The sequence below is a fragment of the Actinoplanes sp. NPDC019969 genome (assembly GCF_055562375.1).
In genome coordinates this window covers 144898-161568 of the sequence record NZ_JBVHFK010000008.1, presented here as the reverse complement: position 1 = coordinate 161568, position 16671 = coordinate 144898, and the positions used below count along the sequence as shown (strand labels likewise).

15 protein-coding genes are annotated in these 16671 nt (G+C 72.1%); 2 read left to right on the top strand and 13 right to left on the bottom strand.

The window, feature by feature from the left end; all coding sequences use genetic code 11:
- The first annotated feature begins 71 nt into the window (after positions 1–71).
- Positions 72–491 carry a glutaredoxin family protein gene (locus tag ACZ3II_RS24335; protein WP_465520016.1) on the top strand — a complete coding sequence of 140 codons (420 nt, stop codon included), beginning with the start codon at positions 72–74 and terminating at the stop codon, positions 489–491.
- On the opposite strand, the gene ACZ3II_RS24330 is transcribed toward ACZ3II_RS24335, so the two are convergent.
- The 8 genes from ACZ3II_RS24330 to uraD form a co-directional block, all read right to left on the bottom strand.
- Entirely contained in the window at positions 466–645 is a 180-nt protein-coding gene (locus tag ACZ3II_RS24330) for a hypothetical protein (protein ID WP_465520015.1), read from the bottom strand. The two genes, ACZ3II_RS24335 and ACZ3II_RS24330, sit on opposite strands and share 26 nt — an antisense overlap.
- 227 nt (positions 646–872) lie before the next feature.
- On the bottom strand, positions 873–1535 hold the full coding sequence (locus ACZ3II_RS24325) for a hypothetical protein (RefSeq protein ID WP_465520014.1): 663 nt from the start codon (positions 1533–1535) through the stop codon (positions 873–875).
- Positions 1536–1548: 13 nt separating this feature from the next.
- On the bottom strand, positions 1549–2685 hold the full coding sequence (locus tag ACZ3II_RS24320) for a DUF6986 family protein (RefSeq protein ID WP_465520013.1): 1137 nt from the start codon (positions 2683–2685) through the stop codon (positions 1549–1551).
- 108 nt (positions 2686–2793) lie between these two features.
- Complete coding sequence (gene aceB, locus ACZ3II_RS24315) at positions 2794–4341, bottom strand: malate synthase A (protein WP_465520012.1); 1548 nt, start codon at positions 4339–4341, stop codon at positions 2794–2796.
- A gap of 89 nt (positions 4342–4430) precedes the next feature.
- Positions 4431–5774: an 8-oxoguanine deaminase gene (locus ACZ3II_RS24310; RefSeq protein ID WP_465520011.1), complete on the bottom strand. Its 1344-nt coding sequence runs from the start codon at positions 5772–5774 to the stop codon at positions 4431–4433.
- The gene (pucL, locus tag ACZ3II_RS24305) at positions 5771–6622 is read right to left on the bottom strand and encodes a factor-independent urate hydroxylase (RefSeq protein ID WP_465520265.1); all 852 of its coding nucleotides are present in this window, start codon (positions 6620–6622) and stop codon (positions 5771–5773) included. The genes ACZ3II_RS24310 and pucL overlap by 4 nt, the downstream gene beginning before the upstream one ends.
- Positions 6623–6635: 13 nt before the next feature.
- Complete coding sequence (uraH, locus tag ACZ3II_RS24300; RefSeq protein WP_465520010.1) at positions 6636–6998, bottom strand: hydroxyisourate hydrolase; 363 nt, start codon at positions 6996–6998, stop codon at positions 6636–6638.
- Positions 6988–7494, bottom strand: coding sequence for a 2-oxo-4-hydroxy-4-carboxy-5-ureidoimidazoline decarboxylase (gene uraD / locus ACZ3II_RS24295; RefSeq protein ID WP_465520009.1), 507 nt, complete (start codon positions 7492–7494; stop codon positions 6988–6990). Before uraD ends, uraH begins: the two co-directional genes overlap by 11 nt.
- Before the next feature lie 375 nt (positions 7495–7869).
- Between uraD and hrpB the strand changes: the two genes are divergently transcribed.
- The gene (gene hrpB / locus ACZ3II_RS24290) at positions 7870–10491 is read left to right on the top strand and encodes an ATP-dependent helicase HrpB (RefSeq protein ID WP_465520008.1); all 2622 of its coding nucleotides are present in this window, start codon (positions 7870–7872) and stop codon (positions 10489–10491) included.
- An 87-nt stretch (positions 10492–10578) separates the two neighbouring features.
- On the opposite strand, the gene ACZ3II_RS24285 is transcribed toward hrpB, so the two are convergent.
- The 5 genes from ACZ3II_RS24285 to yidD all read right to left on the bottom strand — a co-directional run bounded on the left by ACZ3II_RS24285 (position 10579) and on the right by yidD (position 16504).
- Complete coding sequence (locus ACZ3II_RS24285) at positions 10579–13131, bottom strand: putative bifunctional diguanylate cyclase/phosphodiesterase (RefSeq protein WP_465520007.1); 2553 nt, start codon at positions 13129–13131, stop codon at positions 10579–10581.
- A 47-nt stretch (positions 13132–13178) separates the two neighbouring features.
- Entirely contained in the window at positions 13179–13901 is a 723-nt protein-coding gene (locus ACZ3II_RS24280) for a PP2C family protein-serine/threonine phosphatase (RefSeq protein ID WP_465520006.1), read from the bottom strand.
- Positions 13902–13982: 81 nt separating this feature from the next.
- Positions 13983–15020 (bottom strand): hypothetical protein, encoded by a 1038-nt coding sequence (locus tag ACZ3II_RS24275; RefSeq protein ID WP_465520005.1) that lies wholly within the window; start codon positions 15018–15020, stop codon positions 13983–13985.
- Positions 15017–16201: a transporter substrate-binding domain-containing protein gene (locus ACZ3II_RS24270; protein WP_465520004.1), complete on the bottom strand. Its 1185-nt coding sequence runs from the start codon at positions 16199–16201 to the stop codon at positions 15017–15019. Before ACZ3II_RS24270 ends, ACZ3II_RS24275 begins: the two co-directional genes overlap by 4 nt.
- A gap of 45 nt (positions 16202–16246) precedes the next feature.
- Positions 16247–16504, bottom strand: coding sequence for a membrane protein insertion efficiency factor YidD (yidD, locus tag ACZ3II_RS24265; protein ID WP_465520264.1), 258 nt, complete (start codon positions 16502–16504; stop codon positions 16247–16249).
- Positions 16505–16671 lie beyond the last annotated feature (167 nt).

The window sequence follows — 16671 nt, the reverse complement described above, 5'->3', positions numbered from 1 at the left end:
TGTTTCACCCCGGGTCCTCTCCGGCCCTCCGGCACATCGACGCGAGCGGCCGGGTAGTAGCCTCCGGTTCCATGTTGCGACGGTGGCGTCTCGCTGTCCTGGCGGCCCTGTGCGGTCTGCTCGTCGCCGCCGTCCGGTTCACCGACGGCGCGCCCGGCACCGCCGCGCTGCTGCTGGCCCTCTTCCTGGGGTACGCGTACGTGCTGTCCCCGCTGATCTTCCCCCGCGCCTCCGCCGACGACGGCCGGCCGGTCGTCTACTGGCGCCCCGGCTGCCGGTTCTGCCTGCAGATGCGGGCCCGCCTCGGATCGGACGCGGCCCGGCTGCGCTGGGTCGACATCTGGGCCGACCCGGCCGCCGCCGCCACCGTCCGCGGCATCACCGGCGGTGACGAGACCGTGCCGACCGTCGTGATCAACGGCCGCGGCCACGTCAACCCGGACCCGTCCTGGCTCCGCGAGCAGCTCACCCGGGCAACGCCCCGGCCCTGACCGGCAGCGACCCGGCCCAGCCGAGGAACCGCTCGAACAGGTCCGCGGGCTCCACGTGCGGCAGGTCGGCCACCGCCCGGTCCAGGTGCCCCCACATGTACATGGTCAACATGACGAGGTCGGCGCCGGCCGCCAGCGAGCCCCGCGCCGTCACGCATGGCCATGGCAGTCCGCACGCCCGGCACGACCACGACGGTCGCTCACAGGTGTGTTCCGGGTGCGTCCCGGAGTCGTCCGATGTGGTGACACGGGTGGCCGCGATCGGCTCCGCTGATCGGTCCCGCACAAGGTCCTCCCAGGTGGTAGCGATGTGCCCGGTAGTACTCGCGGCGACCCGGAAAAGTTCGACGTCAATGGAATCAGGCACACCCGCGCAACCCCCTAGCCGACCGGGTCGAAGCCCCGCTCCCGCGCCGGTCCGAGCGCGCGGAGTTCGCCGCCGTCGACGACGTAGAGGTGGTTCCGCAGGGCGCGGGCCTCGTACTCCGCCCACTGCACCGGCGTCCACTCCGCCGGATCCCGCGGGTCGATCTCGTCGTAGCCGGGGAACTCGACGGCATGGACGACGTGCACGACGTTGTCGCGTACGTCGATCCGCCACAGGTCGTCGGGCTCCTCCCCCTCCGCGTGGATCACCCCGTTCAGCACGTGGTCGAACGTGAAGTGCTCGAGAACCGGCGGATAGCACCGGCCCGGCACCGGATCGGCCAGTTCGGCGGCGACCGCGGCGCCCGGCTTCAGGAAGGTGTCGATGAGATGGGCGAGCCAGATCTCGGCATGCCGGAACTTCTCCCACCCGTTCCACAGCACCGCGTCACCGGCCGCCGACGGCGTCCAGTGGCACCAGTGGCCGGGCAGCTCCGGTGGCGGCCGCTCCGGGGAGACGACGTCGTCCGCCCGGACCCCGGGCCCGTCCACGACATAGGGGCCGTGCCCACGGTGCAGGTGCCGGGTCTCGGCGAACCGGTCGAGGTATTCGACCTCGTACGGGTTCAGCGGCGGCACGATCGCCACCTGCCCGGTGAACTCGGTGTGATAGCCCATCGCCGCCGCCCGCTCAGGCCAGCGCGGTGAGCTGATCGCGCGGGAACCCCGCGTCGCCGAGCGCGCCGCAGTCCAGCCCGCGCAGCAGATAACCGGCCAGCGCCCGGGCGGTGGCCGGCTCGTCGGCGATCCCGCTGTCCTGCCGGTCGAGGTACCGCCGGAGCCGCCCCACCGCGGCGTCGCGGCCGTCCCGGAAGAACGCGAACGTCGCCGCGTACCGGGTGGGCAACTGCGCCGGGTGCAGGTCCCAGCCCTGGTAGAAGCCGCGCTCCAGGGACCGCCGGACCAGGCGGTGGTGCAGCTTCCAGGCGGCGTGCACCGCGGCGGTGTCACCGACCGGGAGGATGTTGGTGGAGCCGTCGGACAGGCGCACCCCGGTCTGGGCGGCGGCGGCCTGCATGACGGCCTTGGCGTGGTCGGCGGCCGGGTGCTCCATCGACTGGTACGCGGCGGCGACACCGGCGGCCGCGCTGTAGTCGTAGGTGCCGTAGTGCAGCCCGGTGCACCTGCCGTCGGCGGCGGTGATCAGGCGCGCCACGGTGGCGGAGCCGTCGGCGGCGAGCACGGCGGACGGCAGCTCGACCTGGATCTCGAAGGTCAGGGCGCCGGTGCTCAGCCCGTACGCCAGCTCCAGCTTCTCGCAGAGGGTGACCATCGTCCGGACCTGGTCCGGGCCGCTGACCTTGGGCAGGGTGATCGTGACGAGGTCCTGGTAGGTGTCCAGGAACAGATCGAGGGTGCGCAGGCAGCGGCGCCGGGTGGCGGCCTCGAGAGACTTGACCCGGATGCCGAGGAACGGCGGGCGCGGGCCGCCGGCCAGGACCGCCACGGCCTTGCGGACGGCGGCGTCCTCCTGGTCGTCGTCGCGGACCCCGTAGCCGTCCTCGAAGTCGACGCGCAGGTCCTCGATCGGCTCGGCCGCGAGCTTGGCCCGCACCGCCGGGTCGGGCCAGGGGAAGTCGTGCCGGTCCATCGCGGTGAGGGCGATCGTGCCCCAGTCCCGGAAGCCGTCGAGCCGGTCGGCGGGGATGTAGACGGTGTGCACGGGCTGCCGGCCGGGACGGTCCCCGGGGTAGCGGGCCGCCAGGAAGGCGTCGTGCGCGGCGAGGCTCGCGTCGATCTCGTGGTAGTCCTGCTCGCTCAGCCGCATCCTGCCTCTTCTCTGTAGGAAAGCCACCCCGGGGAGATGCCGAGCGGGCGGCATCTCCCCGGGGCTACCCACGAGCGCGTCGACCGCGCCCGTCCTGCTCCCTGCCGATCAGTCGATCGAGTCGTACGCCGCGCTGGTCAGGAAGTCCGCGAAGTCGTCGGCGAGCGCCACCCGCTCGAACAGCTTGCGCGCGTCGTCGTACCGGCCCGCCGTCCACGCCTCGTCACCGACCGCCGCCCGGATGGTGGCGAGCTCCTCGTCCAGAATCCGCCCGACCAGCTCGGCGGTGATCGGGGTGCCGTCCTCCAGCTTCACGCCGTTGTGGATCCACTGCCACACCTGGGACCGGGAGATCTCCGCGGTGGCGGCGTCCTCCATCAGGTTGTGGATGGCGACCGCGCCGTTCCCGCGCAGCCACGCTTCCAGGTACTGCAGGGCGACGTTGACGTTGTTGTGCAGCCCCGCCCGGGTCACCGCCCCGCCGGTGCCGGCCACGTGCAGCAGGTCGGCGGCGTCCACCGCGACGTCCGGCCGCTTCTTGGCGAGCTGGTTCGGCTTGTCGCCGAGCACCCGGTCGAAGATCTCCTTGCAGACCGGCACCAGGTCGGGGTGGGCCACCCAGGAACCGTCGAAACCGTCGCCGGCCTCCCGCTCCTTGTCCTCGCGGACCTTGGCCAGGGCGACCTCGTTGACCGCCGGGTCGCGCCGGCTCGGGATGAACGCGGCCATGCCGCCCATCGCGAACGCGCCCCGCTTGTGGCAGGTGGAGACCAGCAGCTCGGTGTAGGCCCGCATGAACGGCGCGGTCATCGTCACCGCCGCCCGGTCCGGGAGGATCATGTTCGGGTTGTCCCGGAAGTACTTGATGATACTGAACAGGTAGTCCCAGCGTCCCGCGTTGAGCCCCGAGATGTGCGGGCGCAGCGCGTGCAAGATCTCCTCCATCTCGAACGCGGCCGGGATCGTCTCGATGAGCACGGTCGCGCGGATGGTCCCGACCGGGATGCCGAGAGCCTCCTGCGCGTACGTGAAGACGTCGTTCCAGAGGGCCGCCTCTTTGTGCGACTCCATCTTGGGCAGGTAGAAGTAGGGGCCGCTCCCCCTGTTGATCAATTCGACGGCGTTGTGGAAGAAGTAGAGCCCGAAGTCGACCAGCGCGCCGACGGCCGGCGCCCCGTCCACCGGCAGGTGCCGCTCGTCGAGGTGCCAGCCACGCGGGCGCATCACGATCGTCGGGTACGGGCCGCCGTTCAGCTCGTACGTCTTCTTCGGCGTCTCCAGCGTGATCGTCCGCCGGATCGCGTCGTAGAGGTTCTGCTGCCCGTCGACCACGTTCGACCAGTGCGGGGTGTTCGCGTCCTCGAGGTCGGCCAGCCACACCTTGGCGCCCGAGTTCAGCGCGTTGATCGTCATCTTCCGCTCGGTCGGCCCGGTGATCTCCACCCGCCGGTCCCGCAGATCGGCGGGCGCCGGCGGGGCCGACCACTCGGCCGCGCGAATGTCCGCCGTCTCCGCCAGGAAGCCCAGCGTGGCGCCGGCGGCGATCTCCGCACGGCGCGCGGCACGCGCCTGGAGGAGCTCGTTACGGCGAGGCCGGAATCGCCGGTTCAGGTCGGCGACGAACGCCACGGCCTCGTCGGACAGGATCTCGGTCATCGTTGACGATTCCTCTCAGTGTGGTTACTCCCCCGTACCGTAATCGAGCATTATTCACGGTCCTCATGGTCGCCTGTCACGTGGTCTTGCTATGGGTTATCCAACAATCGCCGGTGCGCCCGGCGGGCCTCCGCGGCGAGGGTCTCGGCGTCGGCGTTGACCAGCTCCCCCCGCTCGACCACCGGACGGCCGCCGACCAGCGACAGCTCCACCGGCGCCGGCGGGCCGAAGACCAGCGCCGCCACCTTGTCGTCGATCCCGTCGTGACCCAGCCCGTCGAGCCGCCACAGCACCAGGTCGGCCAGCTTGCCCACCTCGATCGAGCCGAGGTCGTCCTGCCGGCCCAGGCAGCGGGCCCCGCCGATGGTGCCCAGCCGCAGCGCCTCCCGGGCGTCCATCGCCTTCGGGCCGCCGCGCTGACGCGCGGTGTAGAGCGCCTGCCGCAGCTCGGCGTTCAACTGCGACACCTCCTGCGACGCGGCCCCGTCCACACCCAGCCCGACCGGTACGCCGTGGTCGACCAGTTCCCGGACCCGGGCCGGCCCGGTGCCGAGGCGGGCGTTCGAGCTCGGGCAGTGGGCCACTCCCGTCCCGGTCGCGCCGAGCCTGGCGATCGCCGCGTCGTCCAGGTGCACGCCGTGGGCCAGCCAGACGTCGTCACCGAGCCAGCCGACGCGTTCCGCGTATTCCACCGGGGTGCACCCGAACCGCTTGAGGCAGAACTCCTCCTCGTCGTCGGTCTCGGCCAGGTGGGTGTGCAGCCGCACGCCCTTGCGCCGGGCCAGGACCGCCGCCTCCTCCATCAGCCGGGTGGTGACCGAGAACGGCGAGCACGGCGCCACCGCGATCTGCAGCATCGCGTCCGGCGACGGGTCGTGCCAGCGATCGATGGCGGCCTCGGTCGCGGCGAGAGCCTCGTCGGTCTCCTCGACCACGTTGTCCGGCGGCAGGCCACCGTCCTTGCGGCTCAGGTCCATCGAGCCGCGGGTCGGGTGGAACCGCAGCCCGAGCCGGCGGGCCGCCTCGATCTCGGCCTCCAGGACATCCCCGCCGTCGCGGGGGAAGACGTAGTGGTGGTCCATCGACAAAGTGCAGCCGGACAGGGCGAGCCAGCCCAGGCCGGCGCCGGCGGCGGCCCCGACGATCTCGGCGTCCAGTCGCCCCCAGATCGGGTAGAGCGTGGTCAGCCAGCCGAACAGCGTCTCGTCGAGCGCCAGTCCGCGGGTGGCCCACTGATAGAGGTGGTGATGGGTGTTGACCAGTCCCGGCGTGACCAGGCAGCCTGCGCCGTCGACCTTTTGCCCTCTTTCATCCGACTTTCCTGGTCCGACCGCAGCGATCCTGCCGTCGTCCCCGATCACTACATGACCGTCGGTGAATTCCGTGCCGTTCGCATCGACGGTCGCAATCGCGGCATTCTCGATGATGATCACAGCCACCACCCCGCGGTCGCCGGAGGCGCGTCGTCACGAACCACACTGCCCTCGATCAGGCCGTAGGGCCGGTCGCCGGCGATGAACACCTCGTTCGGATTGTCCAGCCCGAACGGCGACAGGTCGGCCAGGTAGTGATGCTTGTTCGGCAGGGCCAGCCGCACCTCGGCCACCTCCGGGCGCCTCTCCAGCAGCGTCGAGCCCATCGCGTACAGGGTCTGCTGCAGCGAATAGCTGTAGGTCCCCACGAACGCCTCGAGCAGCGCGTCCAGCGAGCCCTGGAACGACCCGGCCCAGTCGCTGTCGTCGCCCCGATGCCGCCAGCGGGCGTCCACGGCGGTGGCCAGGATCCGGTCGGTGGCCGGTTTCAGCGTGGTGTAACCGTCCTCGACGAAACCGTGGAACTCCGAATCCGTCGAATTCAGCAACACCAGGCCGGACACACCCGAGACGACCTGGGTTGCGGTCTCCGACACCGACACCACGGTGGTACGGGTGAAATCGCCCCGTCTCCGGAACGAGTGCGGGCCCAGCCTGTCCCAGGCGACCGACTCGATCGACACCTTCGCCCCGTGCACCTGCGGCTGCGACGCGACGAAGTGCCGGGCCAGCAGCAGCGCGAACGCCTCCGGCTCACCGGCGCCGTGCTCCCGGGCCAGCGCGTACACCGTGTTCTTCATCGTGTCGGTCGGCAGCACACCGGAGTTGTCGCCGGTCAGATGGGTCGCGGTCAGGTCACCGGAGAGCGCGATGCTGACGTTGAAGTCCACCAGGCCGTGCGTCTCGCCGCCCCGGTGCACCTGCACCAGACGGGTCTCCGCCTTGCCGTAGCGGTTCGGTCCGAGCACGATCCCCAACGGTTCAGCTCCCTCGGTAGGTGGTGTAGCCGTACCGGCTGAGCAGCAGCGGCACGTGATAGTGACGATTCGGGTCGTGGACGTGGAACGCGACCGTGATCTCCGGGAAGAAGCAGTCGCCACCCAGATAGGGCTCCACGTAGAAGAAGAGCCGGTAGCCACCCGCCTGCCAGTCGTGCATCGGCACCTCGAAGCGCAGGCGGCCGTCGTCGTCGGTGCGGCCCTCCCCCACGGTCAGCCAGCCGTCCGAGTCACGCCGTTCCAGGCGGACGTAGACATCGCGGGCCGGATCGCCGGTCACCGTGTCCAGGATGTGCGTGGAGATCCGCGCGCGGAACGCGGCGGTCGTGCCGTCGTCAGAGGGCATCCAGCACCCGCTCCAGCCGGAGCAGCGCGATCCTGCGCAGCTCATCCGTCACGACGGCCCGCTCGGCCGCCTCGTCGTTGCCCAGCCGCTCCCGCGCGGCGGCCAGGATCTCGGCCTGCGACCGCCCGCTCGCGAAGATCAGGAAGACGTGGCCGAACCGCTCCTCATAAGCCCTGTTCGCCTCGACCAGCGCGGCCCGGGTCGTCTCGTCCGCGGTCCGCGCGGCAGACGACTGCTCGGTGCGCGACCAGGCCGCCTCCGTGGAGTCGCCGGCGGCACGCTCACCGATCCGCGGATGCGCCGACAGGCCGGCCAGCACGTCGTCCCACGACAGGCCCCGGCTCGCGGCGCCGGCGGCGGCGAGCAGCGCGGCCCGGTCCGGAAAGGGCCGCTCGGCGGCGATCGCGGCGCCCCAGGCGGGGGCCGCACAACAGGCGAGCAGCTCAGCCCGCAGACGGTCCTCGGGCAGAGCATTGAAGGTCTCCACCGCACCCATCGGTCACCCCCTCGTCGATGCCGATCAGTCAAGCAGCCCGGGACCGCGCCCCGCACGACCGGACCGAAGAATTAACGTCACGCAACCCTGCCACGAATTCACCGGCGAAGCCGTACGCCTGTGGATAACCGCAGCCACCTGCCCAGACCATCACGACGCGGCCACGACAGCCGCCCGGGCCCTGCGATCCTCCCGCGACCCGCTCGTGATCAAGAAGTGACCAGCCCTTCCCGCTCACCCGTTCTTCACCGCACTCACTCCGCCGCAACCCGCCTTTCCGCCCCGCTCCACAGCGCGGTCCCCTTCGCCGGTACCCGCTCGCCGTATGGCTGCTTTCCGGGGCGGCTGTGGATGGCTGCGGAAAGTGTCAGAGGCATGGGCCAGACTTGGCGCGTGCTGATCCCTGCCGACCGACTGCCCGACCTCCCGGTCCGGCCGGTGCTGCCCGAGGTCGCCGCCACACTCGCCGAGACCGGCGCGGCGGTCCTGGTGGCGCCGCCCGGCACCGGCAAGACCACGCTGGTCCCGCTCGCCCTGGCGGGACCAGACAGCACGGCAGAGCCACGTGGCCGGGTGATCGTCGCCGAGCCGCGCCGGGTCGCGGCCCGGGCCGCGGCCCGCCGCATGGCCGCGCTGCTCGGCGAGCGTGCCGGGCAGCGGGTCGGTTTCGCGGTGCGTGGCGAGCGGCAGGTCTCCCGGGAGACGGTGGTCGAGGTGGTGACCACCGGTCTGCTGGTCCGGCGGCTGCAGAGCGATCCCGAGATGGCCGGGGTCACCACGGTGATCCTCGACGAGTGCCACGAGCGGCACCTCGACTCCGACCTGGCGCTCGCCTTCCTGGTCGAGATCCGCGCGGCGCTGCGACCCGACCTGCGCCTGCTGGCCACCTCCGCCACCGCCGACGCCGACCGGCTCGCCACGGTGCTGGGCGAGGCGGGCCGTCCCGCGCCGGTGCTCACCGCGCACGCCCGGACCTACCCGGTGGAGATCAACTGGGCGCCCCCGTCCGGCCCGATCACCCCGCCGCACGGCCTACGGGTCGACCCACGCCTGCTCGACCATGTCGCGGCGACGGTCCGGCGCGCGCTGGCCGACGGAGACGGCGACGTACTGGTCTTCCTGCCCGGCGCGCGGGAGATCGAGACGGTCGCCGGCCGCCTCCGGGATCTCGCCGGCACTGACGTCGTCACGTTGCACGGCCGCCAGTCCGGCGCGGCGCAGGACGCCGCGCTGCGCGCCGGCCCCCGCCGCCGGGTGGTGCTGGCCACCGCTGTCGCGGAGAGCAGCTTGACCGTTCCCGGGGTGCGCGCCGTGGTCGACGCCGGCCTCAGCCGGGTCCCGCGGATGGACCACGCCCGCGGCCTGGGCGCCCTGGCCACGGTGCCGGTCTCCCGCTCCTCCGCCGAGCAACGTGCCGGACGGGCCGGCCGCGAGGCACCCGGCCGGGTCTACCGCTGCTGGTCACCGGCGCTGCACGATCGACTGCCGGCCCAGCCCGAGCCGGAGATCGCAGCCGCCGACCTGACCGGGTTCGCCCTGGACCTGGCGCTGTGGGGTCACCCCGACGGAACCGGTCTCGCCCTGCCCGACCCACCCCCGGCCGGCGCGCTGCGGGTCGCCACGGCCACCCTGCACGATCTCGGCGCCCTCGGCCCGGACGGCCGGGTCAGCCCCCGCGGCCGCGCCCTCGCCGGCGCCGGGCTGCACCCACGGCTGGCCCGCGCGCTGCTGGACGGCGCCACCGTCCTCGGCGTGCGCCGGGCCGCCGAGATCGTCGCCGCCCTCGACGACACCCGCGACAACGCCACCGACGTGGTCACGGCATGGCGCACCGCCCGCAACAGCGACGATCCGGCGTGGCGGGCAGAGGTGCGCCGCCTGACCAACGCCGCCGGCCGCTCCACCGATCCCACCGGCGCCGACGGAGACACCCCACCGCCCGGCACAGATCGCGACAACAGGCGAACGGCCGCAGGGCTCGGCGGCCGATCGGCTGGCGCGGGCGGTGGAGGCGGGTGGCTGACCGATGACTTGGCGGCGGGGTTGGTGGTCGGGCTGGCGTACCCCGAAAGGGTTGCGAAAGCTCGGGAACCCGGCGGCCGCACCTATCTGATGGCCGGTGGCACCGCCGCTGAACTGCCCGCCGGGAGTTCGCTGACCGGTGCGACGTGGCTGGCGGTGGCGAGCGCGGACCGGCCGCCCGGCGCGCCCATGGCCCGGATCCGCAGTGCCGCGCCGCTCGATGAGGACACCGCCCGCGAGGTCGCCGCGTCCCTGGTCGCCGAGGACACCGAGATCGGATGGATCGACGGCGACGTGGTGGCCCGTAAGGTACGGCGGCTCGGCGCGATCACCCTGGCCACCGTCAGGCTGACCGACCCGGACCCGGCGATGCTGCGCGAGGCGCTGGTCACCGGCCTGCGTACCGAAGGGCTGGGCCTGCTCACCTGGAGCCGCAACGCCGGGGAACTGCGCGCTCGGCTGGCGTTCGCGCACGCGGCCCTCGGCGAACCCTGGCCCGACGTGTCCGACGCCGCGCTGCTGACGGACCCCGAACGGTGGCTGGATCTCGGCACGGCCCGGCGGCGGTCCGATCTGGCCAGAATCGACGTGGTGAGCGGGCTGCGGCGGCTGATGCCCTGGTCGGTGGCGGGCCGGCTGGACGAGGTCGTTCCGGAGCGACTGCCGGTGCCGAGTGGTTCGCAGGTGCGGGTGGACTACAGCGATCCGACGGCGCCGGTACTGGCGGTGAAGGTTCAGGAGGCGTTCGGCTGGCGGGAGGCGCCACGCCTGGCCGAGGGCCGGGTTCCGGTGCTGCTGCACCTGCTGTCCCCAGCCGGGCGGCCGGTGGCGGTCACCCGGGACCTCGCGTCGTTCTGGCGGCAGGGATATCCACAGGTACGCGCGGAGATGCGTGGCCGCTACCCCCGGCACCCCTGGCCCGAGGACCCGACCACCGCCGAGCCGACCCGCCGCGTCAACCCGCGCTCCCGCTGAACCGCTGCCGCCGTCCACAGACAAGCGGGGCAAGGTTCGGAGCGCGGGCCTGGAGGGGTCGGAACTCTTCTTCCGAGCCCGGACGGGTCAGGGCTCAGGGGACGGACGGGGCAAGGGGGCTGGGGCGCCGTACAGGTAGCCCTGGCCCAGCGGGCTGCCCAGGGCGGCCATGGCGCGAGCGCGTTCCTCGGTCTCCAGGCCCTCGGCGACGACGGTGATGCCGAGTTCGGCGCAGATCTGCAGGACGGAACGGCAGAGGGCGCCGGCCCGGTCCGGGGAGGCATCCACGTCGGTCAGGGTGGAGTCGAGTTTGACGATGTCGACCGGGATGGCGTGCAACTGGGCCAGGGCGTTGTAGCCGCTGCCGAAGTCGTCGAGGGCCACCCGTACGCCGAGGGAGCGCAGGCGTTCGACGAGTGCGGCGGCGTACGGCAGGTCCGGGATCCGCAGGGTCTCGGTGATCTCGATGATCAGGCGATCGGCGGGGAGGCGGTGCCGGGTCAGCGCGGCACGTACGGCGGCTTCCAGGCTCTGCCCGGCGAGCCGCCCGGCGGAGACGTTGACGTGCACGTCGATGGGGCGGCCGTGCAGCGCCTCCAGGGCGAACGCGTCGGCGCAGGCACGGTCGAGGACGAAGTCGTCGATCGCGGCGACCAGGCCGGTACGTTCGGCCATCGTCACGAACACGTCCGGATGCACCGGGCCGGCCACCGGATCGGTCCAGCGGGCCAGCGCCTCCACGGCCACCGTCGCGCCGTCGCTGAGCCGCACGATCGGCTGGTAGTGGACGTCGAACCCGGCGGCGGCCGGGGAACCGCCGGAGAGCGCGCCGGCCAGCAGGTGCGGCAGGTCGGCATGCGGGCCGGAGTCGCGCGGGCCGGTGTAGCGGATCAGGGCGCCCTTGCCGCGGCGTTTCACCGCGTACATGGCGGCGTCGGCGCGGCGCAGCAGGATGTCGGCGGAGAGACGGTCGCCGGGTTCGGCGGTGACCAGGCCGATGCTGACGCCGACGGTGATGGCGCGGCCGTCGAGCACGTACGGCTCCCGCAGGGTGGTGAGGACCCGCTGCCCGATGGCCTCCGCCTCGGCGGCCCACGACTCCGCGTCCATCACCGGCCCGGCCCCGTCCGCGGAGGAAGAACCAGCGGTGGCAACGGCGGCTGCGGAAGAAGCAGCGGCGGACGATACGGCGGGTGCCACGGAAGGAACGGACGAACCGGAGGAGGCCGCGGCAAGCGAGGAGGCGACCGGTGAAGGAACGGTCGACGAGGGCGCGTCGTCGAAGGCCGCTTCGGAGACCCGTACCCCCGCAGCGGAAAGCACATAACGCCGCTGCCGCACACCCGCATCGTCGCGCCGTCGCCAGGGGACCCGGCGCCGTGGCGCCGGAACCCCCAGCCCGCTCTGGTCCAGCACGATGGCGAACTCGTCGCCGCCGAGCCGCGCCACCAGGTCCTGCGAGCGGACCCCGGCCCGCATCCGCTCGCCGATCGCCTGCAGCACCCGGTCGCCGACGGCGTGCCCGAACGTGTCGTTGATCAGCTTGAAGTCGTCCAGGTCGGCGAAGAGCACCGCGACCGGGGCGCCGCGTTCCTGGTGGGCGTCGATCGCGAGGACGAGACGTTCCCGGAAGAGCGCCCGGTTCGCCAGCCCGGTCAGCGGGTCGTGGTAGGCCTGGTGGTGCAGCCGCCGCTGGGCGGTGGCGACCCGGTCGAACAGGACCGTGTTGTCGACGATGGTGATCATCTGGCGGGTCACCACGAGGGCGAGGCCAAGCCAGCCGAGGTACGCCTCGAACGGCGTCAGCGAGCCTCCGGTGGCGGTCCGGGCGACCAGCACGATCCCGACCACGATCACCGGACCGTACGGCAGCAGCAACCGGAACCAGTCGCGCTCCAGACGATCCGGCGCGGGGTAGGAGTGCGCCGGCCGGGCCGGGCTGAGCGCCGCCATCGCCAGGAACGCCGGCCCGAGCAGGTGCCCGAGCCCTTCCAGCCACAGCGGGCCGGCGCCGAGGAGCCGGACCGTGTCGGCCACCCCGAAAGCGAGCAGCGCCGACCCGACGAGCCGCAGCGGCCGCCGTCCGGCCGGCGAGTCCGGGCGGGTGGTGAGCAGGAGCAGCACCATGGTGAACAGGACCAGGTCGGCGACCAGGTAGACCAGCTGGAAGAACGGCAGCCCGGGCGCGACCGGCAGCACCGACCAGCCGAGGGCGAGCACCGACCCGGTGATCAGCACGCTGTCGATGACGAGGGCGATCTGGTCGCGCATCGGGGAGGTGGGCACCGTACGGGGCCGGGTGTGCACCGCGCCGAGCAGCCCGAGCAGCATGCAGGCGGGCAGGACGAAGAGGCCCACGTCGGTGAACCGGTCCCGGTCGAGGCCGGCCGTCCCCTGGACGACCCACCAGAGCCGGTTCGCCGACCAGACGAGCAGTCCCCCGCCGGCGAGCAGCCGCCAGCGGCGGGGCATGCCGGCCCGGCCGCGTCCCGCGGTGAGGCAGACGAGGGCGGCGAGGAGGCCGGCTGCCAGCTGCGCCGTGTCGGTGAAGAGGCGGGGCGTGCCGAGGACGAGTTCGCCGAAGGCGACCACACCCAGGGTGAACGCCAGCGTGCCGAGCAGTCGCGCCGTCGTGATCACCACCAAGTTCCGGGCCGCGCGGGATGCGGCCGGAGTAAAATACCTGCTCAGTCCCCGGAGGTCACGTCGGCGACGATCACCGTGACGTTGTCCGGCCCGCCGCCGCGCAGGGCGAGATCGATCAGCCGCTCCGCGCAGGACTTGGGATCGGGGATGGTGCGCAGTTCTTCCTCGAGGATAGGGTCTGCGACCACACCGGTGAGACCGTCGCTGCACAGCAGCCAGCGGTCGCCGCGCTGCGGCTCCACGATGACGTAGGCGGGGGTGACCGGCTCGCCCTGCAGGACCCGGGTGACGACGGCGCGCCGAGGGTGGGCGGCCGCCTCCTCGGGCTTGATCAGGCCCTGGTCGACGAGCATCTGGACGTACGTGTCGTCCTTGGTGAGCTGGTTGAGCCGGCCGGCGCGCAGCAGGTAGGCCCGGGAGTCGCCGACGTGGGCCATGGCCGCGCGCTCGCCGTTGAAGACCACCGCCGTCAGCGTGGTGCCCATGCCCTGCAGGGACGGGTCGGCGGCCACCTGCTCGGCGATCCGGCCGTTGGCGAGCTCGAGGGCCCGGTGCAGGGCGTCCATCTGGTGATCGGTGGGGATGAACGCGTTGAGCGAGACCATGGCTTCGATGGCGATCCGGCTGGCCAGATCACCGGCGGCCATGCCGCCCATGCCGTCGGCGACGACGAGGAGCTGGTCACCGGCGAAGTGACAGTCCTCGTTGTTGCTCCGGACGTGTCCTTGGTCGGTGACGGCCGCCCACCGGAGGTGCAAGGTCATGGCGTGCAGCCTGCCAGGTCGGCGCCAGCCTGTCTGCACGTGGTGGGCGGCATGTCGCACATGTCGTTGCTGAAAATACACTCAACGCCGGTCAAGCGGCCGTCCGAGGCACCTCGGATCGATTTCGGCCACCGGCCTGGTCGGCGCGATCCACTCCAGCGCCGGGGCCTCGACGGGCCAGCCGCGGACCGTCAGGCCACTGTGCGGGGTGCTGTCCGCCTGCGGGCACAGCGTCTTCGACCTGACCTGGCCGTTGGGGATGAAGATGACCTCACCGGTGGGCTTCAGCATCGTGGTGGAGGTGTCGTCGACGGCGATGAGCTGGCCGCGGACCACCGTGACCGCCTCGCCCTCGGCGGCCACCTCGATGGCGCTGTCCGGCAGGACGGGCGCGCGCAGGAAGGCGACGCCGACCATGAACGGCAGGGCGAAGGCGACCGCGACGGCCGGCCACTGGGTGGCGATCCGGGCCCAGCGTTCCGGGACGGGCCCGGTGAGAACGGCGCCGAAGAGCGGAGGAGCTGCCAGGAGTACGGCTGTCGCGTACTCCCCGGCCCGGACCGCGGCGACCACTCCCGGCCACACGAAGATCCACACCAGGATCGCGGTCAGGATCGGCACGCCCAGCGTGATCCACCGCATCACCCACGGTTCGGCCTGTTCGCCCTGCACCGCGGTCAGCCCGAGGATCGCCACCACCAGCATCATCAGCAGCGGCAGCATGCGCAGCTGCCAGGTGAAGGCCGCGATCCCGACGGCGATCACCACGACCCAGCCGGGCATTCGCAGCGCGGCCACCGCGAGGAACGACGTGGCGGTCCGCCCGGGCGCACTGACCAGCGCGATCCCGCCGAGCACCCGGATCAGCAGGATGGCCGCCGGGATGGTCCAGCTCAGCGTGATGAACAGCGCGCCGAGCATGCCGAGCGGGTTGATGTACTGCACCAGCAGCAGCATCGTCGGCAGGTCCTGCCGGCTCAGGTACCACAGCCGCAGCACGAGCAGCAGCAGCGGGAACCCGGGGAGGACGGCGAGGAGCCAGTTGAGTTCGGCCCGGTAGCGCTGCCGGGGCAGCCGTTCCTTGGACACCGTCCCGCTGTGGATCTCGAAGTCGCTCATCCGAGCGGGTCCTCCCACGGCAGGAAGCCCACCTCGGGCCGTTCCACCCGCGGCTGTTCCCCGACGGCGATCGGGGTGTTCCCGTTGTCGGCGACCTCGACCTGGAGGTTGTTCTCGAACGCCTCCTCCCACCGGCTGTCCTCCGGGTCGGCGGAGGAGCGGTACAGGGTCAGGTTGACGAGCGTCTCCAGGGCCGGGTTCTCACCGACGTTGACGCCCCACCGCTCGTTGGACTCCAGGCCCAGGTCCCAGTGCTCGTACTTGTCGGGGAACTCGTGCTTCCAGCCGGCCAGGATCGCCGCGTCGGTGCTGATCGCCTCCACGTCGCCCTTGTCCAGCGCGGCGAAGCACTCCCGGACCCGGTTCTTCTGGGTCACCTTCGCCTTGGCCTTGTCCAGCGCGGTCTGGCTGGTCGAGGTGGAGAGGGTGCAGACCCGCTGGTTCTCCAGGTCCTGCAGTGCGGAGACGGGGCGATGGCCCTTCAGCGTGAGCACCGACTGCTCGGTGTACAGGTAGGGCTGGGAGAACCGTACGCCCGCGTTCTTCCGGTCCGTCGTGATGCTGTAACTGGCGATCACCAGCTGGACCGGCACCCGCTCGCCGGTGGTCGGGTCGGCGGCCTGCATCCGGGCCCGGTCCTCGCTCTCCAGGCCGTAGAACCGGACGTCGTCACGGCGGAACCCGAGATCCTCAGCGATCATGTACGCGATGTCGATGTCGAAGCCCGACCACATCTTCTCGCGCGGGTCGTAATAGGCGGTGCCGTACTGGTCGTCCTTGACCCCGATCCGCAGCACCGGCCACGAGTCGACACCCGCCTGCGAGCGCAGCTCGGCCACCGACGGCGGCCCACCGACCAGCAGCCGCCCCAGCGCCACCGCGAGGGTCAGCACGATGAGCAGCCCCAGCCCGGCCAGCCGCCAGGCCTTGAACCGGTACTCCCGGTCGGCGACCATCTCCCGCTCGACCTCGGAGATGACCTCCTCGATCACGTCCTGCTGGACGATGTTGGCCGAGGCGATCTCCTCGGCGGTCGCCTCGGGCGCGCCGGGCGGCGGCGGTGGCGGGGTGCGCAGCAGCATCCGGATCAGCTCCGGCGCGAGCTGCCGGGGCAACCGCCACGACGCCGGCTGCGGCGCCGGCCGCCATGCCGTCTCGTCGTCGTTGTCGTGATCGCCCATCCACCTGTCCTTCCGTCCCCAGACAGGTCATCGTGCACGACAATCTCAGGGAACGGGATCCCCCGTACCGTAGGGGACGCCCGGACGGCATCGTGCCAGGCGCCCGGCGGTCAGCCGCAAGCCGGCGGCGAGCCCGTGCCGGTCGATGGCCTGCAGCGCGTAAGCGCTGCAGGTGGGCTGGTAGCGGCATCGGGTGGGCAGACGTGGCGAGACCACGCGGTAACCACGGATGGCGCGCGTCACGGCGCGCTCGCCGAAGGATCCCCGCGCGCGGGCGCCGGCGAACAGCGCCGTGAACCGCATCATCATGCTCAGCGAGAAGCAGTCGCATCCCGGGATGTCGCAGTCACAATCCGGGAGGGCGTCACAACCCGGATCGCAGGAGCTGGACTTCTTCTTTTTCTTCCGCTTCCGCGACTTCCACACGCTCACGGATCACATGATGACGGACGGGCGCGAGGCCGCCATGT